The sequence below is a fragment of the Shinella daejeonensis genome, assembly GCF_024281235.1.
Taxonomy (GTDB): domain Bacteria; phylum Pseudomonadota; class Alphaproteobacteria; order Rhizobiales; family Rhizobiaceae; genus Shinella; species Shinella daejeonensis.
In genome coordinates, this window is the sequence record NZ_JAHWXY010000001.1 from 1,281,203 (window position 1) to 1,307,851 (window position 26,649).

The following is a 26,649-nucleotide window of genomic DNA, read 5'->3' on the forward strand; positions in this document are numbered from 1 at the left end:
TCACCCCACGATCGCCGCCAGCACGCTGACGCAGTCGCCGGGCTTGACGAGGCCTGGGAAATGACGGGCGGCAAGGACGCCATCCATCTTCGCCGTCACCTCCAGCGGCGCGACGCCGGTGCGCCCGACGGGATAGATACGGGCGACCACATCGCCGTTTTCCACCGTATCGCCGAGATCGTAGAGCGGTTCGATCAGGCCGCCGTCTTCGGCAAAGGAGAAGCAGTCGCCGTCCGGCATGTCGAGCCAGGTCGTTTCCGTAGAGACGACGGCACCCTTCAGGATGCCCGCCGCCTTCAGCATGTTCGCAACACCGGTCCGGGCGATACCGGCGGTCTTCGCCGTCGCCGTGCCGCCGCCGCCAAGCTCGGTGGTGATGAAGACCTTGCCCATCTCCTCGGCCGCCGTGTCGTACATGCCGACCGCGTCGATCTCCAGCATCTTCATCGACCAGGGAGCCCCGAAAGCGCCGACGAGTTCGAAGGCTCTGGCCTCCAGCACCTTGTCGGGCAGGATATGGGCGGCGCAGAAGGGCAGGAAATCGAGCGTCTTGCCGCCCGAATGGAAATCGAGAACGACATCGGCAAGCGGCAGCAGCACGCGCTGGAAATAGTCGGCGATCTTCTGCGTGACCGTTCCGTCCGGCGCGCCGGGAAAGCTGCGGTTCATGTTGCCCCGGTCGATCGGCGAGGTGCGCGTGCCGGCAAGGAACGCCGGATAGTTCATCGCCGGCACAATGATGATGCGGCCCGAGACATCCTCCGCCTTCACTGTACGGGCGAGATCGAAGAGCGCGATCGGCCCTTCGTATTCGTCGCCGTGATTGCCGCCGGTGAGAAGGGCCGTCGGCCCCTCGCCGTTTTTCACGACCGTCACGGGGATCGTCACCGATCCCCAGGCGGAATCGTCCCGGCTATAGGGCAGGCGCAGGAAACCGTGCTGCACGCCTGCGGCCGAAAAATCGACCGTGGAGCTGATCGGCGAGGGACGCAGGGGACGATCCAGCATGGCTCAATCCTTCACGAGCAGCTTGCGCGGCACATCGGCCAGGCATTCGACCCCGGTTTCGGTGATCAGGATGCTTTCCGTCGTCTCGAAGCCCATGTCTTCCAGCCACAAGCCGGTCATGAAATGGAAGGTCATGCCCGGCTTCAGTTCCGTCCTGTCGCCGGGCCGCAGGCTCATCGTGCGCTCGCCCCAGTCCGGCGGATAGGAGACGCCGATCGGATAGCCGGTGCGATTGTCCTTCACGATGCCGTATTTCTTCAGCACGCGGAAAAAGGCATTGGCGATATCCTCGCAGGTATTGCCGGGTTTGGCGACCGCAAGCCCCGCCTCCATGCCTTCGAGCGTCGCCTTTTCCGCATCGATGAAGGCCTGCGTCGGCTTGCCGAGGAAGACGGTGCGCGACAGCGGCACATGATAGCGATGGTAGCAGCCGGCGATCTCGAAGAACGTGCCCTCGCCGGATTTCATCGGCCGGTCGTCCCACGTCAGATGCGGCGCGGAGGCTTCGACACCCGACGGCAGCAGCGGCACGATCGCCGGATAATCGCCGCCGATGCCTTCGACGCCGCGCGTGCCGGCATCGTAGATCTCGGCGACAAGATCGCATTTGCGCATGCCCACTTCGATCTTGTCGAAGATCCGCTGATGCATCGCCTCCACGATGCGCGCGGCGTTGCGCATATATTTGATCTCCGTCTCGCTCTTCACCGCACGCTGCCAGTTGACGAGCGCGGTGGCGTCGACGAAGCGGGCATTCGGCAGATGCTTCGTCAGCGAGGCGAAGGCGGCGGCCGAAAACCAGTAATTGTCCATCTCGACGCCGATCGTCAGCGTGTCGAGACCACGCTCGGAAATCCTGGCCGACAGATAGTCCATCGGATGACGTTCGGTGGACTGTACGTAATGGTCCGGATAGCCGATGATATTGTCATGCTTCAGATAGGCGGTGAATTTCGCGCCATTGGCGTCCTGGCCGCGGCCGTACCAGATCGGCTCGCCCGTCGGCGGCACGACAACGCATTGATGCACATAAAACGACCAGCCGTCATAGCCGGTCAGCCAGTTCATGTTCGACGGATCGCTTACGATCAGCACGTCGATCCCCCTGGCCTCCATGGCGCGCCTCGTCTTTTCGAGACGCGCCGCATATTCCGCGAGAGAGAACTTCAGGTTCGCTTGTTTCATCGGTCTTTCCTCATTTCCACCTGCCTGCCGGCATCGGTCTGGTCTCAACTCTCGAAGGTCGTGCCGGCGCCGGCCGCCGCCGCGCGAGCGCAGGCAAGGGTCGCGATGGCCGTGTCCTGAATGCCCGTGCCGGTAAGGTCCGCCACGGTGATCTCATCGGGGCCGGTGCGGCCCGGCGTCCTGCCGGCGACGATCTCGCCAAGTTCGCGATAGCCAGCGCTTGCCGTCGCAAGGCCGGCTTCGATGGCATGGTGCAGTTCACCCAGGCGGCGCGTTTGCGTCAGGCTGTCGGCGACATAAAGATCGGCGGCGGCGATAACGGCGGGCTCGATCTCGTTCTTGTGCTCCGCATCCGAACCCATGGCGGTGACATGCTGGCCCGGCTGGAGCCAGTCGGCTTTCAGGACCGGCGTTTCGGAGGGTGTGGTGGTCACGATGACATCCGCGCCGTCGACCGCGGCCCAGCCGCAGGCCTCAGCCCGGATCGGAAAGCCGAGCGCCGCCGTCAGTTCCGACGCCGCCGCCGCGGCCCTGGCCGTATCACGCGCCCAGATGCGGGCTTCGCGAATCGGGCGGACGAGCGTCAGGGCCTCAAGTTGCAGCTTCGCCTGCATGCCGGCGCCGAAGATGGCGGCGACCCCGGCGTCCGGACGGCAAAGGTGCCTTGCCGCGACGGCGCCGGCGGCGGCCGTGCGCACATCCGTCAGATAGCCGTTGTCGAGAAGCACCGCCTGCACGAGGCCGGTCCTGGTCGAAAACAGCACCATGAGGCCATTGGTGCTCGGCAGGCCGATCTTCGGATTGTCGAAGAAACCGGGACTGATCTTGATCGCGAAGCCGTCGAGGCCGGGCACATAGGCGGTCTTCACGTCGACCTCGCCGCGATGCTCGGGAATGTCGAGCCGCAGGATCGGCGGCATGGCGACAGCTTTCGTGGCCAGCGCGTGAAACGCCTCTTCCACGCAGGCGATCGCTTCGAGATCGAGGGGAACGATACGCCGCAGTTCCGCTTCGGTGAGGATCTTCATCGCCGTCATGCCGCCTGCTCCCCGAACAGATCGGCCGCGCCGTTGATGACCCGCCGATGCAGTTCCATGTCGATGTTGCGCCCGGAAAGCACCACCGCCACGGGGCCGTCCAGTATGCCGAGGCGGCCCGAAAGCAGCGCCGCCATGCCAACGGCGCCCGCCCCTTCGATCACCTCGCGCTCCTCGCGATAGGCGTGGCGGATGCCGGCGGCGATCTCGGCCTCGGTCAGCAGGATCACCTCGTCGAGCAGGTCGCGGCACATGCGGAAGGTCACGCCGTTGTCGAGGCCGATGCCGCCGCCGAGCGAATCGGCAAGGCTTGCGACCTCCTCGACCTGCACCGGTCTGCCGGCATCGAGGCTCGCCTTCATGGCGGCCCCGCGATCCATGGTGAGGCCGATCACGCGGGTCTTCGCGGACAGTCCTTTCACCGCCGCTGCCACGCCCGCGGCAAGTCCGCCGCCGGAAAGCGGCACGAGCACGGTCGCCACGTCCGGCATGGCCGCGACGATCTCGATGCCAAGCGTGCCCTGTCCGGCCACGACGGACGGATCGTCGAAAGGCGGCACCATGACGAGACCTTCCCCGGCGACCAGCCGGTCCACCTCGGCCTGCGCCTCATCCTGCGAGCGGCCGACGATGCGGACCCGGGCGCCGAGACGCCGGATCTCCCGAACCTTGTTTTCCGGCACCAGCGTCGACATGCAGATCGTCGCGGTCACGCCTTCGGCGCTTGCCGCATGAGAAAGCGCGCGGCCGTGATTGCCGGTCGACGCGGCGACGACGCCCCTTGTACGCTGTTCGGCCGAAAGCGAGAGCACCGCATTGGTCGCACCGCGCAGCTTGAAGCTGCCGGTCACCTGATGATGTTCGAGCTTCAGGCCGACCGGAACGCCGCAACGCTCCGACAGCGACGCCGACAGGGCGAAAGGCGTCGGCAGGATGCGCCCTTCGATGCGCCGCGTCGCCTGTTCGATATCCGCCAATGTCACGGGAAGCGGTTCGTCCGTCATGACCTAGCGCTCCCGAAAGGCAAGCGTCATGAGCCGGCCCAGTTCGGGCCGGGCGGCGGCGTCGCCGCAAAGCCGCAGGCAGGCCCAGGCAGTCGCAAGGTTGCTGGAGACCACGGGCTTGCCGATGGCGGCCTCAATCCCGGCCACGACGCCGGCGGCCCGCACGGCGGTGCAGGAGATGAACAGCGCGTCGCAGTCCGGCGCGGTCGCCTCCTTTGCGAAAGCGACGATCTCGTCCGGGGTAATCCTCGCCATCTCGCGATCGTCGGTCAGTCCGAGGCAGGTGAACCGCGCGATATCGAAACCGAGCGCCAGGAAATAATCCGCCATGGGCCGGCTGGTCTCGATCGAATAGGGCGTCAGGATCGAGATCCGCTTCGCGCCGAGCGCGTTCAGGCCGCGGACGGCGGCAGCGGTCGGGGTCACCACGGCGGCCTCCGGCTTGGCGGCCCTGATCGCCGCCTCCACCTCGGCGTCGCCGATCACGACGGAAGCGGAGGTGCAGGAATACATGACCACATCGAGCGGTTCGTCCGGGAGAATGAGCGCCGCGCCGGCCGTCAGCGACGGCTGCATGGCGCGAAGGTTTTCCGGCGTGACCGGATTGGCATAGGGAATACGCGTCGCATAGACGCCGATCCGGTCGCTCGCCACCATGCGCTGGAAATCGATCTCCGTCGTGTGGTCGGTCGCCAGGATGATCAGGCCGACACGCCGGGCCAGCGGACGGTCATCGAGTTGCGGCGCGCGCGAGGCGAGCGTCAGGTCGGGCATGCGCATCAGTGTTCCTCCACCCGGGCGTAACGCTCTTCCAGCCAGCGAAGAAAGACGACGGAGATCAGGCTCATCACCAGGAAGAAGACGCCGACCAGCGTCATCGGCTCGATATAGCGGTAGCTGCTGTTGGCGACGCTTTTCGCCTGATTCATCAGTTCCAGCACGGTGATGGCCGACAGCAACGGCGTTTCCTTGAACATGGCGATCAGATAGTTGGCGAGCGCCGGGATCATCGGCGGGATGGCCTGCGGCAGGATCACGTGGATCCAGGTCTGGCGGGCGCTGAGGTTCGTCGCCTTCGCCGCCTCCCACTGGCCGCGCGGCACGTTCTCGATACCGGAACGATAGACCTCGGCGGCATAGGTCCCGTAATGCACGCCGAGCCCGATGATGCCGGCCAGCAGCGCCGGCAGGCGGATACCGATATCCGGCAGGACGAAGAAGATGAAATAGAGCTGAACGAGCAGCGGCGTGCCGCGGATGAACTCGACGGTAAAGCCGACGGCACGCGCAATCGGCCTTGGCGCCGTCATGCGGAGGATGGCGAAGACGAGGCCGACGACGGCGGCAACGGCAGCGCCGAAAAGGGTGGCGATGAGCGTGATCTTCAGCCCCTCGATGAGGGTCGGCATGATCTCCCAGACGAAATTCCAGTCCCATTCCATCGTCAGGTCCTCACGCCATCGAGACCGCGCGTCACCCGGCGTTCCAGCCAGCGCATTGCCCCGGAAATCGCCAGCGCCATCAGGAAGTAGAGCACGAGGATCGTCGCGAAGGGTATCAGCGTGCTGCCCGTCTGGGCGCGCACCACCTGGGCCTGGAAGGTCATGTCGGAAAGCGAGATCAGCGACACGATGGCCGTTGCTTTCAGAAGTTCGATCGCATTGTTGCCGAAGGTCGGCAGCATCAGGGGAAGCGCCTGCGGCAGGATGACGTGGCGCATCGCCTGGGCGCGCGTCAGATTGAGCGCGATACAGGCTTCGCGCTGTTCGCGGCCGATCGCGCGGACCGCGCCCCGCACGACTTCCGCCCCATAGGCCCCGACATTCAGGCCGAGGGCGAGAACGCCGGCCTGAAGCGGCGACAGCGTCAGGCCGGCGAAGGGCAGGACGAAATAGACCCAGAAGAGCTGGACGAAGATCGAGGTGCCGCGGAAGAACTCGATATAGGCCGTAGCCGCAGCCCGCACCGCCATATAGCGGCTGACGCGGCCGAGCCCGGCGGCAAACGCCACGACGACCGCAAGCGCCGACCCCATGAGGGTAAGCTGCACGGTGACAAGCGCGCCTTGCAGGATCAGCCCAATGTAGCCGGACCAGTCGGTCATCGTCTTTCCGTTTCGTTTCTGAAGAAAACAGGCCCTTTAGCACCGCGCCCCTCGCCTGCCGCAGGCAAGGGTGCGCGGTGCCGATCGAGGTCGCCTATTGGGCGGCGCAGAGCTTTTCCCGGGTGGTCGACATGGCGGCCGCGCTGGAGAAGCCGTAGGGCTCGATGAGTTTCGCGAACTCACCCGATTCCTTCAGCTTGGCAAGCTCGACATCGAAGGCGTCGCGGAGAGCTTCATTGCCTTTCTTGAAGGCGGCGCCGTCGCAATAGACGGGTGCGCCTTCGACAGGAGCGACCACCTCGATGCTCGGGTCGTTCGCCTTGCTCACGAGATCGTTGATCGACAGCACCGGCAGCGAATAGACGTCGATGCGGCCGTCCTGCAACATCTTCAGGCCGCTCTGGCCGTCCGGCACGACGATGACCCGGTCGCGCGGCACGCCGGCTTCGAGCGCCAGCTTTTCTTCCGTGCCGCCGCCCGGCGCACCGATCCGGGCATCCGGATTGTCAGCGACATCCTTGTAGCTCTTGAGACCGAGCGGATTGCCCTGCTTCAGCGCGAAAGCCTCGGCGTCGCAGAGGATCGGTTCGGAATAGGCGACCGCGGCGCAACGCTCCGGCTTCATGAAGAGGCCGGCGGTAATGACGTCATGACGGCCGGCCTGCAAACCCGGGATCATCGCGCCATATTCGGAAATCGACGCGACGATATCCTCGACGCCGAGGCGCTTGAAGACCTCGCGAGCGACGTCCGGGGCCGCGCCCGAAACCTTGCCATCGGCGGCGACCGCCGTGAACGGCGGCTCGTTGGCGATCGCCACGCGGGCGAACCCTTGCGCCTTCAGTTCCTCAAGCTTGCCGTCATCGGCCGAAGCCGGGGCTGCGGCCACGAACGCCGCCAGCGCGCCGGCGCCGGCCGCCATGGCCATGAAATGTCTGATCTTCACTGTTCCGATCTCCTCTGGTGGTTTCTGGTTGGGGCAATTTCCAGGCGGCATACGCCACTCAGACGCGATGCCCTGCCGCGATGATCTTGCGCAGGAAGGTCTGCGTTCGTTCCTGCTTGGGATGGCTGAATATTTCGTCCGGCCGGCCTTCCTCGACGATCTTCCCGCGATCGAAGAACAGCACGCGATCGGCGAAATCATGGGCGAAGCCCATCTCATGGGTGACGAGCAGCATCGTCATGTCGGTCTCGGCGGCAAGCTTGCGCATGACGTTCAGCACCTCCTCGACCAGTTCCGGATCGAGCGCGGAGGTCACTTCGTCGAAAAGCATGATCCTCGGCGAAAGCGCGAGCGCACGGGCGATGGCGACGCGCTGCTTCTGCCCGCCGGACAATTGCGCGGGCATGTTGCCGGCCTTGTCGGCAAGGCCGACCATGTCGAGAAGCTCCATGGCGCGTTTTTGCGCGGCGGCCTTCGCCACCCCCTGCGTGAGCATGGGTGCAAGTGTGACATTGTCGAGAACGCATTTATGCGGAAAGAGATTGAAGTGCTGGAAGACCATGCCGATCTTCTCGCGCATCTTCTGAAGGTGCCGCTCGTCGGCGTCGATGAGGCCGCCGTTCCTCGGCATATGGTAGAGTTGCTGGCCATCCACCTCGATATGGCCGCCGCTGATCGTCTCCAGCGTCATCAGGATGCGCAGGATCGTCGTCTTGCCCGATCCGGACGGGCCGATCAGCGCAAGCTTCTCACCGGGCATCACCTCCATCGACAATCCGTCGAGCACGGTCAGCATACCGTAGCGTTTCGTGATGTTGTCGACGCGGATGATTGGTGCAGCCATGCATGCCTCTCCTGCTGGGGACAACCGATGGCCTAACGATGCGCGCCGATTTAAATCATGTCAATTACAATAATAATATCATGACAATTATTGTTTTCCCGGCCCATTTGCCTCACGCACCGCTCAAATGGCGAGCAACAGCGGCTCGGGTCCGCCGCTGGCGAGCGAGGCGAGGATGCCAAGGCCGCTGCGCAATTCCTGCTCGCTCGTGGAGCCGACCGATATGCGAACGGCGGGACGCCAGATCTGGTCCGAGGTGCGGAAGGATGATCCGGGCGCGATCGCCACGCCGCGAAGGCGGGCCTGCGAGACGAACCCTTCTTCCGTATGGCCCTCCGGCAGCGGCAGCCAGACATGCAGGCTTTGCGGATGGGAATGATAGGGCAATCCGGCGAAGCATTCGCTGGCTATGGCGTGCCGCGTGGCCAGCGCGCGGCGCTGCCAGAGCACCAGTTCCATGGCCGTACCGTCGCTGACCCAGCGCGTCGCGATTTCCGCGATGGACGGCGTCGCCATCCAGTTGGAAACCAGATGCCGGTTGGCGACGGCGGCGACATAGCGATCCGGCGCCGCAAGATAGCCGATCCGCAGGCCGGGCACGGTGATCTTGGTGAAGCTGGTGACATAAAGCGTGCGCTCGGGCGCATAGGCCGCAAGCGGCGGCGCCCTGTTTTCCACCAGCGGCCCGAGAATGTCGTTCTCGATGATAGCGATGTCATGCCGCCGGGCGACCTCCGCGAGCGCCTGCCGGCGGTCGGCGCCCATCAGCCGGGCCGTCGGGTTGATCACCGAGGGCTGGAGAAAAACGGCGCGAATCACGCCTTTCCGGCATGCTTCGTCCAGCGCTTCCGGGATCATGCCTTCATCATCGATCGGCAAACCCTCCAGATTCAGCCCGAGATAGGTGGAAAGCGGAACCAGCGTATGATGGCTGATCGCCTCCGTCGCGACGGTCGAACCGGGTGGGGCAACGCTCATCAGCGCCACCGTCATGCCGGAAGTCGCGCCGTTGGTGAGGCTGATGTTGAGCGGCGAGATTTCGAGGCCGCAGCGCGACAGCCATTCCGCCGCGACGATACGATGACGTGGAAAGACCATATTCGGCCGGAAGGACAGTGCGGAACTCGATGGCAGGTTTTCCGCAAGCCAGCCGAAGGCCTCGCGCATGCGCTCCAGATGCAGCTGCTCGCAGACGGGCTTGAGAATGGACAGGTCGACGAGTTCGCCGAGGCGCTCGGGAAGGTAGGGCGGCTCCGGCTCCCGGGACCGCGCCTGCACGAAGGATCCCCGGCCGATCTCTCCGGAAATGAGGCCGCGGCGGATCAGTTCGTCATAGGCGCGGCTGACGGTCTGTACGGACAGTTCCAGATCGTCGGCGAGCTTGCGGTGGGGCTGAAGTCGAGTGCCCTGCGGAAGCTGCCCCTCCTGAATGGCGCGCGCGATCTGTTCGGCAAGAGAGAGATATGCCGGCCGTCGCAACTGGGATCTGTCGGGTCGCCAATTTGTCATGATTTCAACACTGCTCAAATCCAGTTCAATTGACAATGTCAAAATGTCTTTCCATTGTCGTTATCCCGACTTTGACACGATCCCGCCCGGAGGGCGCGCGCATGAAACTCGACGCCATCGACCTGCGCATCCTGGAGGCCGTCCAGGAGAACGGGCGCATCACCAAGCTGGCGCTGGCGGAAAAGGCAGGCCTTTCCCCCACCCCGTGCTGGCTGCGGCTGCGCAAGCTGGAAAAAGCGGGCATCATCACCGGGTATCACGCCCGGGTCGCGGTGCGGCGGATCGCGCCTGTCGCAAGCGTCATGATGGAGGTGACGCTCGCCAACCATCGCCAGGCCGATTTCGACCGCTTCGAGCGCGCCATCGCGGCAACGCCGGAAATCGTGTCCTGCTGGTCGGTCGGCGGCGGCGTCGATTATATCCTCAGGATCATGACGGCCGATATCGACGCCTATCAGCGCCTCGTCGACAGCCTGCTCGACCGCGAACTCGGCATTGACCGCTACTTCACCTATATCGTCACCAAGACGGTGAAGGAGGAAACCGTTCTGCCGCTGGCGGCACTTCTGCCCGCTCCCGAATGAGGCTTGCCTGGAGATATTGTCCTTGGCGGCCTGCCTCTTTAGCCAGAATCTCTACGATCCGGCCCGGCACTGGACAATCTGTCACCGCGCTTCTGGCAGACTCCCGCCACAGCCAGGGAGACCGCCATGACCGCCATATTCGCCCGGACCGTTTTCCACGACGCGCTCGCCCGTCTCGCCGATCCCCACCTGCGGCGCGAACTCTCCTACGTCGGCGGCCGCTGGGTGGCCGGCCGCGACGGCGAAAGCTTCGAAGTGACGGACCCGGCCTCGGCGGCAACGCTCGCCTGGGTCGCATCCCTTGACGGCGAACAGACGACCGAGGCCGTTTCCGCCGCCGAAAAGGCGTTCCCCTCGTGGCGGGACATGCTGCCGCAACAGCGCGCCGACATCCTGCGCAAGTGGCACGAGCTGGTGCTGGAGGCGCGCGAGGACCTTGCGCTGCTGATGACCCTGGAGCAGGGCAAGCCGCTTGCGGAATCCCGTGGCGAGATCGATTATGCCGCCGCCTTCATCGAGTGGTACGCGGAGGAAGGAAAGCGCCTCAATGCGGAAAGCGTCACCAGCCACCTGCCGGACGCCGAGATGATCGTTCGCCGGGAGGCGCTGGGCGTCGTCGGCATCGTGACGCCCTGGAATTTCCCCTGCGCCATGATCACCCGCAAGGCCGCGGCCGCGCTGGCCGCCGGCTGCACGGTCGTCGCCCACCCTTCCAGCCAGACGCCGCTCTCCGCGCTCGCTCTTGTCGAGCTCGGTGAGCGGGCCGGTCTTCCGGCCGGCGTCTTCAATGTCGTCACGGGCGATGCCGCCACCATCGTCGGCCGGATGAGCGCCGACGCCCGCGTGCGGGCCATGAGCTTCACCGGCTCCACCGGGATCGGCAGGCTCATCGCCGGCCAATGCGCGCCGACCATGAAGCGCCTCGTCATGGAGCTGGGCGGCCATGCGCCGCTGATCGTCTTCGCCGACGCCGATATCGACAAGGCCGCCGATATCGCGATCGCCGCCAAATTCGCGACCTCGGGGCAGGATTGCCTTGCCGCCAACCGCATCTATGTCGAGCGCCCGGCGCTTGCCGCCTTCACCGCCGCCTTCAGGGCGCGCATCGAGGCGCTGAAGGTCGCCGCCGGGCTTGATGCCGGCGCGCAGATCGGACCGCTGATGCATGAGCGCGCCATCGCCAAGGTGGAAGAGCAGGTGGCCGATGCGCTGGCGCACGGCGCCACCGTGCTCACCGGCGGCAAGCGCCACGAAGCCGGCCCGCTGTTCTTCGAACCGACGCTGCTGACCGGCGTTTCGGACGAAGCCCTCATCATGCGCGAGGAAACCTTCGGTCCGGTGGCTGCGGTCAGCGCTTTCGACAGCGAGGCGGAAGCGATCGCGCGGGCCAACGAGACCGAATACGGCCTTGTCGCCTATGTCGTCACGGAAAATGGCGCGCGGCAGATGCGCCTTGCCCGGGCGCTCGAATACGGCATGGTCGCCGTCAACCGGGCGAAGATCACCGGCAGTCCCGTCCCCTTCGGCGGCTGGAAGCAATCCGGCCTCGGCCGCGAAGGCGCGCGCCACGGCATGGAGGCCTTCACCGAACTCAAATATCTCTGCATCGACACGGCCGCCTGAGCCGCCCGGAATAGAACGAAAGGAAAGACCATGACCGACAAGCGCAACGAACTCACCGCCTGGGACCGGGACCACTTCTTCCATCCCTCCACCCATATGGGCATGCATGCCCGCGGTGAAACCCCGACCCGGGTTATCGAAGGCGGCGAAGGCGTCTACATCACCGACACCAACGGCCGGAAAAGCCTCGATGCCTTCGCCGGCCTTTATTGCGTGAACGTCGGTTACGGCCGCCAGAAGATCGCCGACGCCATTGCGGCGCAGGCGAAGAGCCTCGCCTATTACCACGCCTATGTCGGCCACGGCACGGAAGCCTCGATCACCCTGTCCAAGATGATCATCGACCGCGCGCCCGAAGGCATGAGCCGGGTCTATTTCGGTCTGTCCGGTTCCGACGCCAATGAAACCAACATCAAGCTGATCTGGTACTACAACAACATCCTCGGCCGGCCGGAAAAGAAGAAGATCATTTCGCGCTGGCGCGGCTATCATGGCTCCGGCGTCATGACCGGCTCGCTGACCGGCCTCCACGCCTTCCACAATGCGTTCGACCTTCCACGCACGCCGGTCCTGCACACCGAGGCGCCCTATTATTACCGCCGTCCGGACCGTTCGATGAACGAGGAACAGTTCTCGCAATATTGCGCCGACAAGCTGGAGGAAATGATCCTTGCCGAAGGCCCGGACACCGTCGCCGCCTTCATCGGCGAACCGATCCTCGGCACCGGCGGTCTCGTCCCGCCGCCGAAGGGCTACTGGCAGAAGATCCAGGCCGTGCTCGACAAATACGATATCCTGCTTGTCGCCGACGAGGTCGTTACCGGCTTCGGCCGCCTCGGCACGATGTTCGGCTCCGATCACTACGGCATGAAGCCGGCGCTCATCACCATCGCCAAGGGCCTGACCTCGGCCTATGCGCCGCTTTCCGGTACCATCGTCTCCGACAAGGTCTGGCAGGTTCTGGTCAAGGGCTCGGACGAGCTCGGCGCCATCGGCCACGGCTGGACCTATTCGTCGCATCCGATCTGCGCCGCTGCCGGCGTGGCCAACCTCGAACTCATCGATGAGCTCGGGCTTGTGGAGAACGCCGGCTCGACGGGGGCCTATTTCCGCGCCGAACTGGCGAAGGCCGTCGGCGACCACCCGAATGTCGGCGAGGTGCGCGGCGATGGCCTCATGGCCGCAATCGAATTTGTCGAGGACAGGGACGACCGGGTCTTCTTCGATCCTTCGCGGAAAATCGGCCCGCAGGTTTCCGCCGCTCTTCTGGAACACGGCGTCATCGGCCGCGCCATGCCGCAAGGCGATATCCTCGGCTTCGCTCCGCCCCTTTGCCTGACGAAGGACGAGGCGGACATCGTGGTGAAGGCCGCAGCCGACGCGGTGAAATCCGTCTTCGGCTGATCCCGCCGGAAGCGGACGGGGCAGCGATCCGGGCTGCCCCCTCCGTAAAATCATATCGTCATCCGACGCAAGGCGACCTCGCTTCGGCGTCGGATAATGCTCTAACCTTGCGCCGGCGCACGCTTGGCGGCACGCGGCGCTACAGCCTGTCCGAGCACCTTCTCCATGGCATCGGGACGGTCATGCATGGCGAGCTTGTCCATGATGGTGGCGCTCGCTTCATTCAGGCCGACGACCTCGACGCCGACGCCGGCCTTGCGGAACTTGAGCACGGCCTTGTCGATGGCGTTGACGCCGGTGAGGTCCCATATATGGGCGCGGCCGACATCGATGGTGACGGCATCCAGCGGTTCGGTGAAATCGAAGGCGTCGAGGAAATCCTCGGCGGAAGCGAAGAAGACCTGGCCTTCGATCCGATAGTTCCGATGCCGGCCATCCTGCGAAAGCGTCGAGGTGACGCGAAAGATCTGCGCCACTTTCCAGGCGAAGAAGATCCCCGAAAGCAGGACGCCGATTCCAACGCCGAGCGCCAGGTTATGCGTCACGACGACCGTGCTGACCGTGGCCAGCATAACGAGGCTGGACCGACGCGGATGATGGCGCAGGTCGTTCAGGGACGACCAGCTGAAGGTGCCGACCGACACCATGATCATGATGGCGACCAGCGCCGGCATCGCGATGAAGCCGACCAGATCGCCCAGAACGATCAGCAGGAACAGCAAGAAGGCGCCTGCGGTGAGGGTCGAAAGGCGGGTTCGGCCACCTGATTTCACGTTGATCACCGACTGGCCGATCATGGCGCAACCCGCCATGCCGCCGAACAGGCCGCTGGCGATATTGGCGATGCCCTGGCCGATGCTCTCGCGGTTCTTGTCGCTGCGGGTGTCGGTCATCTGATCGACGATCGAGGCGGTCAGAAGGCTCTCGAGCAGGCCCACGGCAGCGACGGCCGTGGAGGTGGGCAGGACGATCCACAGGGTTTCCAGATTGAGCGGCACGTCGGGAAACAGCAGCACCGGCAGGGCGTCGGGCAATTCGCCGAGATTGGCCACGGTCCGGATGTCGATATCCAGTGCGAGCGCGATGCCGGTCACGACGAGAATGCAGACCAGCGGCGAGGGCACCGCCCTCGTCAGTCGCGGAAAGAGGTAGATGATGGCGAGGCCGACGGCGATCAGCAGATAGGTCTCCCAGGTCACGCCGATCAGTTCGGGCAGCTGCGCCATGAAGATGAGAATGGCGAGCGCATTGACGAAGCCTGTCATCACCGAGCGCGAGACGAAACGCATCACATAGCCGATGCGCAGCCAGCCGGCGACGATCTGGATGACGCCGGCGACGATGGTCGCGGCAAGCAGGTACTGGAGCCCGTGCTCGCGCACCAGCGTACCGAACAATACGGCGGTGGCGGCGGTGGCGGCCGAGATCATGGCGGGGCGGCCGCCGGCAAAAGAGATGACGATGGCGATAACCACCGAGGCATAGAGTCCGACGCGCGGATCGACGCCCGCGATGATGGAAAAGCCGATGGCTTCCGGGATCAAGGCAAGGGCGACGACGATGCCGGCAAGCACATCGGCACGGATATTGGAAAACCAGTTGCGGCGAATCTTCTCGGTCGAAAACATGAACATCACGATGAAAGACAGCTATCGCTCGGTTCGCGCAGCGCGTCAGGCGCCGGCAGGACGAGCATTGTCTGGAGTGTCCGGCGGATCGGCGGCCGGAAGAGCCACCCGGAATTTCACCGGGTCCGGGATGATTAGGAATGCCTCATTGCCATAACGTTCACGCCCTGACAAGCAAAGAGCAGCCTCCCCCTGCCGGCAGCGGGAATTCCAGCCGGCGCGCCGTCCGGAGCGGCAGCTTGCGAAGAAGAGCAAACATGATAAAGTTACTCAACATAGGCACGCAGGATTCGTGGCTTCCAGATTGAGCTTTTTTCACTCCATGGTTTGGCATGCCGAGGGCATTCAGGTCGTAGCGCCGGTAAAATGGCGCGTGCTTGACGGCCTGGTGGGCGTGTTCTGGCAGGCCGAAAGCCAGGCCGGCGCCAGCGGCTATTTCTTGTCCCATGATCCGCGGATCATGGTCTTTTTTCAGGACGTGTCCTCGAATATCAGCATCTCCAATCGGGGAGAAGCCACCGGTGCCGGCAGCCGTCCGATGACACGCGCAATCTATATACCGGCCGGTGTGCCGCTGTGGACCCGCACGATAGCGCAGCATCGCTTTTCCCATCTCAATCTGCATATGCACAAGGACCGGATGCTGCGGCTCCTTTCCCCGGCGATCGGCCGGTCGAGCGCCGTGGCGACACTGAAGCGGCCGGTGGAAATACAGGACACCGCCGCCGTCGAATCGCTGGCCCGCCTGATGGTCGACGAGGTCGTGAGCCCGTCGAAACATGCGGTTTTCGCAGAGAATATCGCCGGCAGCATCATAACGGGTCTTCTCGATATTTCCGAGAGCGCCGAGGTCCCTGCCTATGGCCGGCTCACCCAGGCGCAGATGAACAAACTGGTCGCCCGCCTCAACGCATCGGGCAACGGCCGGATAACCGTCGCCGAAATGGCCGCGACGGTCGGTCTCTCCGAAAGCTGGTTCGCCACGGTCTTCCGGCAGACGACAGGCAAGACACCGCTTCAGTGGCTGCTTGGACGGAGGATCGAACTGGCGCAGAACCTGATGATCGAGGGGGATATGAGCCTTGTCGAGATCGCCGCGCAACTGGGATTTTCCGACCAGGCGCATCTGACGAAGGTGTTCCGTCAGATCATCGGCGAAACGCCCGCCGCCTGGCGGCGGATGCAAACGCTTTCCTGAGACGATTGCCGGACGCTCCCTGCCCGCGACCGGCGCGGGCAGGGAATTCGGCATCACCAGGTCTGGCGCAGGCTCGCGAAGATCGCGCGCCCCGGATTGTAGTAATAGGCGCCGCCGTCGTCATTGGCGATGTGCTTCTCGTTGAAGAGGTTGCTGACGTTCACCTGGAAGGTCGTATTCTCCTGGATCTTGTAGGTGAAGGCGGCATCGAAGACGATGGCCGGATCCGACTTGCGGGTATTGGCGTTGTCGAAATAATACGAACCCGTATAGCGGGCGCCGAGCCCGAAGGTCATGTCGCCGCGCTTGCCTTCGCCTTCCAGCGTATAGGTTCCCCACAGCGCCGCCATATGCTCGGGCACCTGCGCAAAGCTGTTGCCGTCGAACGCGCCGCCTTTCTCGACGATCTTGGAATCGATGTAGGAATAGGCGCCGATCAGGTTGATATTGTTCGGCAGTTCGACCTTAGCTTCCAGATCGAGGCCGCGATGGCGGATCTTGTCCACCGTCGCAGGCAGATAAACCGGGGCCTCATAGGTCGTGATGTTCTCCATCGTCAGATCGTAGACCGACGCGGTGAACAGGGCGGGGAATGCATCCGGCCGATACTTGATCCCGATTTCATATTGTTCGCCCTTCGTGGGCTCGGTTCCGGTGCCCGGCGGCGCGACGGATTCGGCATAGCTCGTATAGACCGCAAGCTCCTCGGTGATCTTGTAGGACAGGCCGAAACGTTTCGTCATTTCGCTGTAGTCGCCAGAAGCCGTCGAGCCTGCAAGCCGGTTCGTTTCACGCAGATCGAGCCAGTCGTTGCGCAGGCCGACGCTCGCCGTCAGCGTGTCGAAGAAGGTCAGATCCTGTTGCAGATAGATCGCCTTGGTCTTCTGGTCGTTCTCCACGCTGCTATAAGGCGAAAGCGCTGCGGGCCTTCCCCAATAGACCGGGTTGCGGAAGTCGATGGCGGGAGCCGCGACGTAATAGCTGTCGCTTTCCGAGTTGAACCGGTTGTATTCGGCACCGAAAAGTGTGCGGCTTTCCACATTGTCGAAATGCGTCTCGTAAAGCAGATGCGCATCGACGATGAATTGCTCGCTGGACTTGTCATTGCCGAAATAGGAGCGGTCGACCCTCGTGTCGGCGGGATCGTCGGCGCCCAGCGCATCCCAGATATAGGCGTAACCGAAACCGCTGCCGGACTTGCTGTGTCGGGCGCTGGAGTTGAATGTCAGGCCGTTGCCGAAATCGTGGTCGAACAGGACGCTATAGGTGTTCCTGTTCGTCGTGTCGTAGTTGAAGTCCGGCTCGCCGAAGAAGCGGTCGCGGTCGAAATCCGTGCCCCTCGGATGACCGCCGCTGCTCGGCGTTCCGTCCCTGCCCAGGTGATCGAAGACGAACGACAGGCTGGTCGCGTCGGTGGGACGCCAGGTCAGCCCGCCCATGATGAAATTCTCGTCGTCCCGGGAATAGTCGTATTCGGCGTCCGACCGCTGGAACTTGCCGGTCAGGCGATAGGAAAGCGTGCCGTCCTCCGTCAGGCTGTCGCCGAAATCGAAACCCGTTTCCTTATGCGCGAAGGAACCGCCCGTGGCATAGACCTCGCCGAAACGCTCGCTCTTCGGCAGCTTTGTCACATAGTTCACGGAGCCGCCGGGATCGGAGACCCCGAAGCCCGTGGAATTGGCGCCCTTGAGCACTTCGATGCGTTCGAAGGCATAGGGCTCCTCCCGGACCCCGCTCCAGGTCCTGCCGACGACCAGCCCGTCGCGGTAGGTGAAGGGGGTGAAGCCGCGAATCTTGAAATAATCGTATCGGTCATCCGAACCATAATAATCCGTGACGACACCCGCCGTATATTGCACGACCTGCTCGATGCTCTCCGCGCCGCGCTCCTGAATTTCCCGGGAGGTGATGACGGAGATGGAAGCGGGCGCTGCGAGGATATCCGCGGGCATCTTGCCGGCCGCCGTCGTCGTGGTCGCAACGATCGTCTTCGAATCATCATCGCCGTTGCCGCCGGCGCCCTGACCGTCGACGGTGATGGCTTCGAGAACGGTCGGGGTCGTGGCCTCTTGCGCCCGTAAAGACACAGGCGCGAAGGCGACGAGCGCGGTGCATCCCAGAAGCGCCGCATTCCGGTAGCGGATCAGGGGCGAAGCGGCTTTTCTGCCTGCTGTTACGATATCCATTTGAAGTTCCAGATGTTGACGTTTCAATCGATGGCAATCGGCCGGGCGCATCGGCCCGGCTCAAAAAGGCTTGCGGCGATAACGTTTGCGGCAGCGTCCTGACGCCCGGCCCGCCGAAGATCCCCCTCGGGCAGGCCAGAGACAATCCGATATCCCCTTGCGGCCTTTTAACTTGAGTACGATCCTCCGGTATTGTAGTTTTTCCGGCTTTTGTAGGAAACCCCGGAAACTTCATCCCTCCGGCGGATGGCGCCGGCCACGGGGCTTGACCTTGCCGGATGAACCTGAAACTGGAACTCAACTTAAAAACCCTTACGGAAGGCTTGGCAGATGTTGCGCTTCCTCCGCCTTTTCCCCTCGGTCGCCGCGACCATCCTGATACTGACCGCCACCGGCGGCGCCCATGCCGGCGAAGGCGTCTCCTATCCGATCAGCATCCCCCACGCCTTCGGTACGACCGTCATCGAGCGCAAGCCCGAACGGGTGGCGACCGTCGCCTGGGCGAACCATGAGGTCCCGCTGGCGCTTGGCATCGTGCCGGTGGGCTTTGCCGCGGCCAATTTCGGCGACGACGACGCGGACGGCCTCCTGCCGTGGGTGGCCGAGAGGCTCGCGGAACTCGGAGCCGGCACGCCGGTTCTCTTCGACGAGGGCGACGGCATCGATTTCGAGGCGGTCGCCGCCACCGAACCGGATGTGATTCTGGCGGCCTATTCCGGCCTCAGCCAGTCCGATTACGATACATTGAGCCAGATCGCTCCGGTCGTCGCCTATTCGGAAGCCGCCTGGGCCACCGACTGGCGCGAGATGATCCGCCTGAACAGCAGTGGCCTCGGCATGGCCGCCGAAGGCGAAGCCCTGATCCGGGACATCGAGGCCGATATTGCGAAAGCGGTCGCCGGCCATCCCGGGCTGCAAGGCAAGACGGCGATGTTCATCACGCATCTCGACGCGACCGACCTGAGCATCGTCAATTTCTATACCGCCAACGACACGCGGGTGAAGTTCTTCACCGATCTGGGGCTGGCGATGCCGAGGAGCGTCAGGGAAGCGACGGCGCCGGGCAAATATTCCGGCTCCATCAGCGCTGAAAAAATCGACGCCTTCGACGATGTCGACATCGTCGTGACCTATGGCGGCCAGATCCTGATCGATGCGATGGAGGCCAGTCCGCTGATGTCCCGGATGCCGGCGGTCCGTCACGATTCCGTCGTCGTGCTCGGGGCCAATCCGGTCGGCACGGCGGCAAATCCGACGCCGCTCTCCATATCCTGGGTGCTTGAGGACTACGTCGCCCTGCTCGCGAAGGCCGCCGGAAAATCCGAATGACGGGCGACGGCATGGCGACATCTCCCGGCATGGCGGTTGCCGCGCGCCCGGCGCGGACCCTCTGGCTGGGCGTGCTTTTCGCCGCGCTCGCCATGCTTTGCGCGGCATCGGTCGCCATCGGCACGCGCGACGTCGCCCTTGCCGATATCCTGGCGGCGCTCAACGGCCACAGGGACAGCATCGGTCAGGCGGCGGTAACCGCACGCATTCCGCGCACCGTCCTTGCGATGCTGGCCGGCGCGGCGCTCGGGCTTGCCGGAGCGACCTTGCAAGGGGTGACCCGCAATCCGCTGGCCGACCCGGGACTTCTCGGCATCAACATGGGCGCGATGCTCGCGGTGGTGATCGGCGTGGCCTGGTTCAACATGGCCTCCCCCTACGCCTATATATGGACGGCCATCTTCGGCGCGGGCGCGGCGGCGGTCTTCGTCTATTCCATCAGCTCGCGAGGACGCGGGAAACCGACGCCCCTGAAGCTGGCGCTCGCCGGCGCCGCCACCTCCGTCGCCTTCGCTTCGCTCGTCATCGCCATCGTCCTTCCGCGAAACGACATCGCCGGCGGGATCAGAGCCTGGCAGATCGGCACGGTGGGGGGAGCCACCTTCGACCGCATCGTGCATGTCCTGCCGTTTCTGGCCGTGGGGCTGGTCATCAGCCTGCTGTCGGCCCGCAAGCTCAATTCGCTGGCCCTCGGCGACGAACTGGCCGCCGGTCTTGGTGAACACGTGGCAATGGCGCGCGCCACGACGGCCCTCGGATCGGTCATCCTGTGCGGCGCGACCACCGCCGTCTGCGGACCGATCGGCTTTCTCGGGCTGGGCGTGCCGCATCTGTGCCGTCTCCTGGTCGGCGTCGATCATCGCTGGCTGCTGCCCGTTTCGGCGCTGACCGGCGCCTGCCTGCTGATCGCCGCCGATATCGTCGGCCGCATCATCGCCCGTCCCGCCGAACTCGGCGTGGGGGTCATCACGGCATTCGTCGGCGCGCCGGTGTTCATCTGGATCGTCAGACGGCAGAGGATCCGCGAACTGTGACGACGCTTTCCCCCATCCTCGCGGTCATCGCCGGCAACCGGACCCGTCGCGCACGCCGGCATGGCCTCGTCATCGCACTCCTTCTGTGCCTGCTCGTCGGCATGTTCGCCCTGACGCTCGTGCTGGGACAGACCTTCACGCCCCCGGGCGATATCGTGCGCACGATCATGGGAGACGACGTTCGGGGCGTTGCCTTCACCGTCGGGCAGTTGCGGCTGCCGCGCGCCGTCCTCGCCGTGCTTGCCGGCTTGAGCTTCGGTCTCGGCGGGGTCGCGTTCCAGATCATGCTGCGCAATCCGCTGGCAAGCCCCGACATCATCGGCATCAGCATCGGAGCGAGCGCCGCAGCGGTCTTCGCCATCGTCGTCCTGTCCCTGAAAGGGGCGATCGTGTCGGTCTTCGCGGTCGTCGCCGGACTGGGCGTCGCCCTCCTCGTCTACATGCTCTCGTTTCGCAACGGCGTCGCCGGCATGCGGCTGATCCTCATCGGCATCGGCGTTTCGGCCATGCTGGAAAGCTTCATCGTCTACAGCCTGTCGCGCGCGCCCTCCTGGACCTTGCAGGAAGCCATGCGCTGGCTGACCGGCAGCATCAATGGCGCCCAGCTCGGGCCGTCGATACCGCTTCTCCTGTCGCTTGTCGTCTTCGGCGGGCTGATGCTGAGCCGCAGCCGCGACCTCGAAGCGTTGCGTCTCGGCGACGACACCGCAGCCGCGCTGGGCGTCCGGGTCGGCAGGACGCGGGTTCTGATCATCATCGCGGCCGTCGGCATGATCGCCAGCGCGACGGCGATTTCCGGCCCGATCGCCTTCGTCGCCTTCCTGTCCGGCCCGATCGCCGCACGCATCGTCGGCAACAGCGGCTCGCTGCTGATCCCCGCAGCGCTGGTCGGCGCCGCGCTGGTGCTGGTCGGCGATTATTTCGGACAGTTCCTGCTGCCGAGTCGCTATCCCGTCGGGGTTGTGACAGGCGTTCTCGGCGCGCCCTACCTCATTTTCCTGATCATGCGCGCCGAGCGCTCCGGAGGCTCGCTATGACCGCCCACCGCCTCACCGCCAGCGGACTTACGGCCGGCTACGGCGAGACCGCGATCCTGAAGGGGCTCGATTTCCCGGTCCCGCCGGGCGGGGTGACGGCCATCGTCGGCGCCAATGCCTGCGGCAAGTCCACGCTGCTGCGGGCCATGTCGCGGCTGCTTGCGCCGAAACAGGGCCATGTGCTGCTGGACGGGAAATCGATCCACCGGATCCCCACCCGGCAACTGGCGCGGACCCTCGGCCTTCTCCCGCAGTCGCCCATCGCGCCCGACGGCATCGCCGTCGCGGATCTCGTCAGTCGCGGACGCCATCCGCATCAAGGCATGTTTTCGCGCTGGACACGGCAGGACGACGAAGCCGTCGCCAGCGCGCTCGAAGCGACCCATACGGCGGATCTGGCGGAGCGTCCCATCGACGAACTTTCCGGCGGGCAGCGCCAGAGGGTCTGGATCGCCATGGCGCTCGCCCAGCAGACCGATATCTTGCTTCTCGACGAGCCCACGACCTTCCTCGACATCAGCCATCAGGTCGAAGTGCTGGATCTTCTGACGGATCTCAATCGGACGCGGAAAACGACCATCGTCATGGTCCTGCACGACCTCAATCTGGCTGCGCGCTACGCCGATCATCTCGCCGCGATGGCGAACGGCCGCGTGCACGTTTCGGGTACGCCGGAAGACGTGCTGACGGAAGAGAACATCCGCGACGTCTTCGGCCTTGAAAGCCGCATCATAACCGACCCGACCTCCGGCCGCCCCATCATGCTGCCGATCGGCCGGCACCGCATGGCGGCGGATGCCGGTCCTTCCATCAAGGCTTTCCCGAAGGAGAACCGCTCGTGACCGCAACCCGTGAATTCAAGCTTTCCGGCACCGCCCTGCCGATGGATGTCAACGGCATGCTCAACGAGATCTGCGAGCATTTCGTCGAACATGCCGAAGTCGACCGCAGCGGGGACCGGATGATCCTGAGGAGCGATATCGGCACCGCCGGCATTCATGCGGAAGCCGACAGGCTACGGATCGAATTGAGCTGCCCGAGCCGCGAAGCGCTGCAACTGACGCGGACCATGCTGGCCGAACACCTGTTCTATTTCGCCGGCGAGGAACCGTTCGAACTGACCTGGACCGACCCTCCGCCGGTAGCCGCGCTGGCCAATCTGCACGAGGCGACCGTCGTTTCGGCCGAGGACGTGACGCCGCACATGCGGCGGATAAAATTCGCCTGCGCCGACGTTTCCCCCTTTATCGGCGGCGACATGCATGTCCGCCTTCTCGTGCCGCCGAAGGGCCGGACGCCGGTGTGGCCCGGTCTTCGCGAAGACGGCCGCATCGCCTGGCCGCAGGGAGAAGACGAACTTCTCGTGCGCGTCTACACGATCCGCGCGGTCGATGCGCAGCGCCGTGAAGTCTGGATCGATTTCCTGCAACATCCGGCCCCCGGCAAGAAAACGCCGGGCGCGGATTTCGCCCGCGATGCGCAACCGGGCGAACGGGTGGCATTCATAGGGCCGGGCGGCGGCGACCTGCCGGCATCGACGTCGATCTTCCTTGCAGGCGACGAGACCGCCCTGCCCGCGATTGCCCGTATCGCCGCCGAGGCTGCTCCGGACGTCCGTATCGAAGCTATCATCGAGGTCGGGTCGCCGGCGGAGGAACAGCCGCTGCCCACGAAGGCGACACTCCGCGTCCGCTGGCTTCACCGTGCCGATTATCCGGCAGGAGCAACCGGCGTCCTTGCCGAGGAGATAAAGCGCGCAATCGCCTCCCTCGATGGCGGAACCTACATCTGGGTGGCCTGCGAGAAGACGGACATCCGCGACATCCGGGCGTTCCTGAAAACCCGGCATCACGACCGCAGGCGGATGTATGTGGCGTGGTATTGGGAACGCGATCCGCACGGCACCGCCCTTTGAGCATGGATACCGGCTCCCGCATGCCGGGAGCCGGCCGTTCCGTGCTAAACCGTGATGCTTTTCGTCTTCCGCCGGCGCAAAGCCAGAATGATGAGGCCCAGGAGAACGATCGCCGCGACGACGCCGACGGCCAGCGCCGTCCGGGCGAGCGTCACCAGATCGGACGTCGCCGAACCACCGTTGCGCAAGGCGGCGACCTGGCTTTGCGTGACCTGTGCGGCCGGGTTGCCGAAATGCTGGACGAGGTAGGAGCCGAGCGTCGCGATCTGCGTATCCGAAAGTTCCCGGGCAAAGCCCGGCATCAGCACCTCCGGCTGCCGGCGCAACCCATCGAGGATGACCATCACCAGATTGTTGGTGTTTTCCCGCCCGAGCGCCGTGTTGTGCACGAGCGACGGCAGGCCGCCCATGAAACTGCCCTGCCCCTGCGCCTGATGACAGGTCGCGCAATAGGCGTCGTAAAGTTGCGGCCCGGTCATGGCCTCGGGATCCTCCGGCAGCCCGACGCCGCGGATGCTCGCCAGTTCATCGGACGGGCTTCCCCAGGCGAAGACCGGCTGGCTATCGGCCTTGTCGCGAACGGCCGCCACGGTCTTGAGATAGACCGCCATGGCCTTCAGGTCCGCATCCGTCAGGAAACGAAGACTGTGATCGATCGCCTCCGCCATCGGACCGGCCGCCTGGCTTTTCGCTGTGTGGCCGTCACGCATATAGGCCACCAGCTCCTCGACGCTCCAGCCGCCGATGCCGCTGTTGGCGTCGGAGGTGATATTGGGCGCATGCCAGGGACCGACATCGCCGCCGGCCATCTCGCTTGAGGTATTTTCCGCCATGAACAGATTGCGCGGCGTATGACAGGTGCCGCAATGCGCCGCGCCGCGCACCAGATAGGCGCCCCGGTTCCATTCATCGTCCTGCGACGGATCCGGCACAAACGGGCCCTTGTCGAGAAACAGCAGGTTCCACGCCGCCATGGACAGGCGGATATTGAAGGGGAACGGCAGTTCGGTCTTCGCCGGGCTGGTCTCGACCGGCGTCACCTCGTTCATGAAATAGGCATAAAGCGCAGCGACGTCCTCATCGCTCAACTGCGCATAGGCGGTATAGGGCATCGCCGGATAAAGATGCTTGCCGTCGGCGCGCACGCCCCGGCGCAACGCGGCGTCGAACTGCTCCAGCGTGTAATTGCCGATGCCGTTTTCCTTCGACGGCGTAATGTTGGTGGCGATGATCGGGCCGACCGGCGTGGCGAGCGGCAGGCCGCCCGCCATCGCAGCCCCGCCCGGCGCGGTGTGACAGGCGACGCAGTCGGAGGCCGTCGCGAGATATTTGCCGCGGGCGATCTGATCGTCGTCGGCGCCGAAAGCAGGGCTGGCGACGGCCGGAACGATCGACAGCAGAAGCGCTGCGGCAAGATGACCAAACGGAACGCGGTTCATGCTCTTGCCTCCCCGGTAGCGGCACCCCTTGCGGCCGCCCCGTCCTGACCCAGGATATGGGCGACCGAGCGCAAGGCGACCGCCAGCCCGTTTTCCGTCGAGTTGCAGGTCGAGGATGTCGGCAGCACGGCCGTTCCGGCGAGGAACAGGTTCTCGTGGTCATGGGCGCGGCCCCACTGGTCGCAGACCGAGGTTTTGGGATCGTTGCCCATGCTGAGCGTGCCGCAGATGTGCTGGTTGTTGGCGAACTCCCCTTCCTTGCTGAAGCGCAGGTTCGTGCCGCCCATCAGCTCGGCGATGCGCCGGAAGTCCTGCTGCGACCGCTCATGGCCTTTTCGCGTGTAGTCGTCGATGGAATAATGAGCCTGAGGCTTCGGAATACCCATCGAATCCGTCTCGGAACTGAGCGTGATCCGGCGTTCGGGATCGGGCAGCACTTCCAGTACGTTCTTCACATTCATCTCGCGCGCCGCGCTGTACCGCAGCCGCTTCTCCAGCTCGCTGCCGTAGACGCCGGCGGCGATCAGGCTGCGCGTGGCGCCGTCGACGCGCGAGATATTGGTGAAGTCGAGCCGGTAGGGCGAATGTTCGGAGCGGAAGGCCCCGTCACGCATCGTATTGATCGAACTCGGGCTTTGCGGCCCGCGCCCCAGCCACACGTCCTCGTCGGCGTCGAAGGTCAGCGAGGTGCTCGGGTGATCCATCAGGTTGCGGCCGACCATGTCGGAACTATTGGCAAGCCCGCCCGGAAATTTATCGCTCTTCGACAGCAACAGCAGCCGCGGGCTTTCGATACCGTTTGCAGCGACGATGAAGGTCTTGCCGGTAACGCGATGTGAGGCCTTGTCGGGATCGTAATAGAGCGCGGCGGCGATACGGCCCTGCTCGTCGTGTTCGAGCATGTAGACATTGGCGTTGGGGATGAGCTGCGCCCCGGCCGCCTCGGCGGCATCCGCCGAAAGCCCACCGTGATACTGGGCGTCGATGGGACAGATCGGCTGACAGGAATTGTTGCCGCAACAGGCCGGCCGGCCGTCATAGACGCGGCTGTTGCGCGCCGTCGTGTTGCTCACCACCGGGTAGTCGGAGGCAAGCCGCTCGCGCAGGCGGCGCATGGCGTAGGGCTCGGCGACGGGCTCCATCGGGAACGGCTGGCTGCGCGGCGAACCGGTATTGTCGGCGCCGGAAACCCCCATGAGTTCCTCGGCCTCCTGGTAGAACGGCTCCAGGTCGTCATAGCCGAAGGGCCAGTCGACGCCGACGTCGTAAAGGCTTTTGATCCGGAAATCGTTGGGCACATTGCGCCAGGCGTGCGCCGCCCAATGCCAGGTCGTGCCGCCCACCTGTCGGATATATTCGGCGGCATAGGGATAGGGGCCGGCCTGCACGATATGATGGTTCGGCTCGGGCTGGTAGATCGGATGCGGCGCCCATTCGACGGAAGGATAGGGCGACATCCAGTCGCTGCGGCGCGTAGAATTGCGGAAACGCGCCACCAGTTCAGCCCGCGTGACGCGTGGACCTGCTTCCAGGATGATCACCGATGCGCCGGCGAGCGCGAGCTTGCGCGCCACCAGCGACCCGATGATCCCCGATCCGACGACGACGAAATCCGCTGACAGGGTGTCGGCCATG

General features: G+C 64.6%; 23 protein-coding genes and 1 other annotated feature. Of the genes, 9 read left to right on the forward strand and 14 right to left on the reverse strand.

Annotated elements, in window-relative coordinates:
* The 10 genes from doeB to ehuR form a co-directional block, all read right to left on the reverse strand.
* Positions 1-1,008 (reverse strand): N(2)-acetyl-L-2,4-diaminobutanoate deacetylase DoeB, encoded by a 1,008-nt coding sequence (doeB, locus tag KYK29_RS06160; RefSeq protein WP_254689950.1) that lies wholly within the window; start codon positions 1,006-1,008, stop codon positions 1-3.
* A 3-nt stretch (positions 1,009-1,011) separates the two neighbouring features.
* Positions 1,012-2,193: an ectoine hydrolase DoeA gene (doeA, locus tag KYK29_RS06165; protein WP_254689951.1), complete on the reverse strand. Its 1,182-nt coding sequence runs from the start codon at positions 2,191-2,193 to the stop codon at positions 1,012-1,014.
* Between the two features lie 44 nt (positions 2,194-2,237).
* Positions 2,238-3,230, reverse strand: a complete 993-nt coding sequence (gene eutC, locus KYK29_RS06170) for an ectoine utilization protein EutC (protein ID WP_254689952.1) — start codon at positions 3,228-3,230, stop codon at positions 2,238-2,240.
* Complete coding sequence (gene eutB / locus KYK29_RS06175) at positions 3,227-4,234, reverse strand: hydroxyectoine utilization dehydratase EutB (protein WP_254689953.1); 1,008 nt, start codon at positions 4,232-4,234, stop codon at positions 3,227-3,229. Before eutB ends, eutC begins: the two co-directional genes overlap by 4 nt.
* 3 nt (positions 4,235-4,237) lie before the next feature.
* The gene (gene eutA / locus KYK29_RS06180) at positions 4,238-5,014 is read right to left on the reverse strand and encodes an ectoine utilization protein EutA (RefSeq protein WP_254689954.1); all 777 of its coding nucleotides are present in this window, start codon (positions 5,012-5,014) and stop codon (positions 4,238-4,240) included.
* Complete coding sequence (gene ehuD / locus KYK29_RS06185) at positions 5,014-5,676, reverse strand: ectoine/hydroxyectoine ABC transporter permease subunit EhuD (protein WP_254689955.1); 663 nt, start codon at positions 5,674-5,676, stop codon at positions 5,014-5,016. Before ehuD ends, eutA begins: the two co-directional genes overlap by 1 nt.
* 2 nt (positions 5,677-5,678) lie before the next feature.
* On the reverse strand, positions 5,679-6,338 hold the full coding sequence (gene ehuC, locus KYK29_RS06190) for an ectoine/hydroxyectoine ABC transporter permease subunit EhuC (protein WP_254689956.1): 660 nt from the start codon (positions 6,336-6,338) through the stop codon (positions 5,679-5,681).
* Positions 6,339-6,432: 94 nt separating this feature from the next.
* Positions 6,433-7,284, reverse strand: a complete 852-nt coding sequence (ehuB, locus tag KYK29_RS06195; protein ID WP_437437219.1) for an ectoine/hydroxyectoine ABC transporter substrate-binding protein EhuB — start codon at positions 7,282-7,284, stop codon at positions 6,433-6,435.
* Positions 7,285-7,342: 58 nt separating this feature from the next.
* Positions 7,343-8,128, reverse strand: a complete 786-nt coding sequence (ehuA, locus tag KYK29_RS06200) for an ectoine/hydroxyectoine ABC transporter ATP-binding protein EhuA (RefSeq protein ID WP_254689957.1) — start codon at positions 8,126-8,128, stop codon at positions 7,343-7,345.
* Positions 8,129-8,251: 123 nt separating this feature from the next.
* On the reverse strand, positions 8,252-9,637 hold the full coding sequence (gene ehuR / locus KYK29_RS06205) for a MocR-like ectoine utilization transcription factor EhuR (protein ID WP_496543701.1): 1,386 nt from the start codon (positions 9,635-9,637) through the stop codon (positions 8,252-8,254).
* 101 nt (positions 9,638-9,738) lie between these two features.
* On the opposite strand from ehuR, the gene KYK29_RS06210 reads away from it, so the two are divergent.
* The 3 genes from KYK29_RS06210 to KYK29_RS06220 all read left to right on the forward strand — a co-directional run bounded on the left by KYK29_RS06210 (position 9,739) and on the right by KYK29_RS06220 (position 13,248).
* Entirely contained in the window at positions 9,739-10,221 is a 483-nt protein-coding gene (locus tag KYK29_RS06210) for an Lrp/AsnC family transcriptional regulator (protein ID WP_254689958.1), read from the forward strand.
* Between the two features lie 126 nt (positions 10,222-10,347).
* On the forward strand, positions 10,348-11,844 hold the full coding sequence (locus KYK29_RS06215; RefSeq protein WP_254689959.1) for an NAD-dependent succinate-semialdehyde dehydrogenase: 1,497 nt from the start codon (positions 10,348-10,350) through the stop codon (positions 11,842-11,844).
* A gap of 30 nt (positions 11,845-11,874) precedes the next feature.
* Complete coding sequence (locus KYK29_RS06220; RefSeq protein WP_254689960.1) at positions 11,875-13,248, forward strand: aspartate aminotransferase family protein; 1,374 nt, start codon at positions 11,875-11,877, stop codon at positions 13,246-13,248.
* Between the two features lie 101 nt (positions 13,249-13,349).
* On the opposite strand, the gene KYK29_RS06225 is transcribed toward KYK29_RS06220, so the two are convergent.
* Complete coding sequence (locus KYK29_RS06225; RefSeq protein ID WP_254689961.1) at positions 13,350-14,876, reverse strand: SulP family inorganic anion transporter; 1,527 nt, start codon at positions 14,874-14,876, stop codon at positions 13,350-13,352.
* A 74-nt stretch (positions 14,877-14,950) separates the two neighbouring features.
* Positions 14,951-15,006, reverse strand: a sequence feature (sul1 is cis-regulatory element that is thought to sense ions involved in sulfur or methionine metabolism; They are found in Alphaproteobacteria).
* Positions 15,007-15,180: 174 nt separating this feature from the next.
* On the opposite strand from KYK29_RS06225, the gene KYK29_RS06230 reads away from it, so the two are divergent.
* Positions 15,181-16,074: a helix-turn-helix domain-containing protein gene (locus tag KYK29_RS06230; protein WP_254689962.1), complete on the forward strand. Its 894-nt coding sequence runs from the start codon at positions 15,181-15,183 to the stop codon at positions 16,072-16,074.
* A 53-nt stretch (positions 16,075-16,127) separates the two neighbouring features.
* Here the strand turns inward: KYK29_RS06230 and KYK29_RS06235 are convergent, their stop codons facing one another.
* Entirely contained in the window at positions 16,128-18,260 is a 2,133-nt protein-coding gene (locus KYK29_RS06235; RefSeq protein WP_254689963.1) for a TonB-dependent siderophore receptor, read from the reverse strand.
* A gap of 330 nt (positions 18,261-18,590) precedes the next feature.
* Here KYK29_RS06235 and KYK29_RS06240 point away from each other — a divergent pair, with 330 nt between their 5' ends.
* The 5 genes from KYK29_RS06240 to KYK29_RS06260 are packed head-to-tail and all read left to right on the forward strand — an operon-like array spanning position 18,591 to position 23,575.
* On the forward strand, positions 18,591-19,589 hold the full coding sequence (locus KYK29_RS06240; RefSeq protein WP_254689964.1) for an iron-siderophore ABC transporter substrate-binding protein: 999 nt from the start codon (positions 18,591-18,593) through the stop codon (positions 19,587-19,589).
* Positions 19,586-20,623, forward strand: a complete 1,038-nt coding sequence (locus KYK29_RS06245) for a FecCD family ABC transporter permease (protein ID WP_254689965.1) — start codon at positions 19,586-19,588, stop codon at positions 20,621-20,623. Before KYK29_RS06240 ends, KYK29_RS06245 begins: the two co-directional genes overlap by 4 nt.
* A complete protein-coding gene (locus KYK29_RS06250; RefSeq protein ID WP_254689966.1) occupies positions 20,620-21,660 on the forward strand; it encodes a FecCD family ABC transporter permease in 1,041 nt (346 codons plus the stop codon). Before KYK29_RS06245 ends, KYK29_RS06250 begins: the two co-directional genes overlap by 4 nt.
* Positions 21,657-22,502 carry an ABC transporter ATP-binding protein gene (locus KYK29_RS06255; protein WP_254689967.1) on the forward strand — a complete coding sequence of 282 codons (846 nt, stop codon included), beginning with the start codon at positions 21,657-21,659 and terminating at the stop codon, positions 22,500-22,502. The genes KYK29_RS06250 and KYK29_RS06255 overlap by 4 nt, the downstream gene beginning before the upstream one ends.
* On the forward strand, positions 22,499-23,575 hold the full coding sequence (locus KYK29_RS06260; RefSeq protein ID WP_437437220.1) for a DUF2218 domain-containing protein: 1,077 nt from the start codon (positions 22,499-22,501) through the stop codon (positions 23,573-23,575). The genes KYK29_RS06255 and KYK29_RS06260 overlap by 4 nt, the downstream gene beginning before the upstream one ends.
* Positions 23,576-23,619: 44 nt before the next feature.
* On the opposite strand, the gene KYK29_RS06265 is transcribed toward KYK29_RS06260, so the two are convergent.
* Both KYK29_RS06265 and KYK29_RS06270 read right to left on the reverse strand, forming a co-directional pair.
* Positions 23,620-25,014, reverse strand: coding sequence for a c-type cytochrome (locus tag KYK29_RS06265; protein ID WP_254689968.1), 1,395 nt, complete (start codon positions 25,012-25,014; stop codon positions 23,620-23,622).
* Positions 25,011-26,648 carry a GMC family oxidoreductase gene (locus KYK29_RS06270; protein ID WP_254689969.1) on the reverse strand — a complete coding sequence of 546 codons (1,638 nt, stop codon included), beginning with the start codon at positions 26,646-26,648 and terminating at the stop codon, positions 25,011-25,013. Before KYK29_RS06270 ends, KYK29_RS06265 begins: the two co-directional genes overlap by 4 nt.
* Position 26,649: the final 1 nt, after the last annotated feature.